Genomic DNA, 1,437 nt, shown 5'->3' on the forward strand with positions numbered 1-1,437 from the left:
TCAGTACTTCACAAAGCAACTTGACGACACTGAGCTGTTCGTGAGAGCGTCCGCTAAATAGTAAGTAACTAGGAGGGATGTCTGCTTGCTGAAGGTGTGTCTAATACCCTGCAAGCAGACGGTTCAATCCACGAAGACCAGGTTCTTAACTTCATCGTCAACACGATTGACGAGGAAGTTGAGATTGACTTCGCTCCCAATGCTCAAACGACGGCTGAAGACCTTTTCGAGGTCCTCGTCGGCGCCTGCGCCGACGGGACCTCGGTCTCGACACTCTGCGAGAAGAGCGAAGATTCACCCCACCACAACACGGTTCTCTACCACCTCCGCGAGAAGTTCGACCTGGAGTCGGTCGAACGAACCGGCAACACGCTGCTTCAGAAGGACGTTCTCGACGTACTTCCCGAGCAGGTGGAGGTCTGCGCAGACCTCCACCTGCGGCCCTACTATGGTGACGAGGACGAGACGAACGGCCTCTATCATTCGGAAGCGAAACGTGGAACCACTGCATTCCACGCCTACGCCACACTCTACGCGCGTGTGACGAACAAGCGATTCACGCTGGCAGTGGGCCGTCTTCGAGACGGCGACACCGCCAGCAGCGTCCTCGCGGAGTTTCTCGGTGTGCTCGACGGCCTTGACTTCAGCGTCAAGGCCGTCTATCTCGACCGTGAATTCTACGACAGCAAGTGTCTCACGTTGCTTCAGGCGCACAATCACGCCTACGTGATGCCGATCGTCCGCTGGGGAAAGACGATCAAGCAGGAACTCTCCGAAGGCTGGAGTCGAGTGATCGAGCACGATCTGACGACGAAACTCGACGGTCACAGCTGGACCGTCGAGTTTCCCGTCTACATCGACTGTACCTACCAGAACGGACGCTACGACGAACACGGGGTGGCGCGTCACGGCTACGCCGCTGACGCGCCGTTCATCGACACGCCGCGAGACGCTCGATACCACTACGCGAAACGCTTCGGTATCGAGGCCAGCTACCGGTTATCCGAACAGAGTATTGCGACGACATCGACACAAGATCCAGTCGTACGGCTGTTGTACGTCGTGGTGAGCCTGCTGTTGCAGAACGTTTGGCGGTATCTACACTGGGAGTATGTGGCGACGCCCCGCCGTGGCGGGCGTCGCCTCTGGTCGTGGTCGTTCAAGGAGTTCATCAACATGATCCGACGGGCAGCGTGGACGGCCCTCGCGGTGCGTCGGGCCGTCCCCGCGAATCGACCACCTGACGACCGGTTCCACCGGTAACCACCGACCGAGGAGGCCCTGCTCGTGAGTGGCAACACTGTCGCGTCGGCGGCTGAGCGCCGCCGACAGCGACAGTTCTCATCATTCTTCGAGGAAACTAACCCGATCACCGCCACCTACGACAGAAATCAGATCTCAGACCGACTCAACTGATGACGTCTTGTGAGGTACTGA

At 58.5% G+C, this 1,437-nt stretch carries 1 protein-coding gene; it reads left to right on the plus strand.

From position 1 onward, the window contains the following. Positions 1-96 precede the first annotated feature (96 nt). Positions 97-1,263, plus strand: a complete 1,167-nt coding sequence (locus FYC77_RS19925) for an ISH3 family transposase (protein WP_149083227.1) — start codon at positions 97-99, stop codon at positions 1,261-1,263. Positions 1,264-1,437: the final 174 nt, after the last annotated feature.

The organism is Natrialba swarupiae, from assembly GCF_008245225.1.
Lineage (GTDB): Archaea > Halobacteriota > Halobacteria > Halobacteriales > Natrialbaceae > Natrarchaeobius > Natrarchaeobius swarupiae.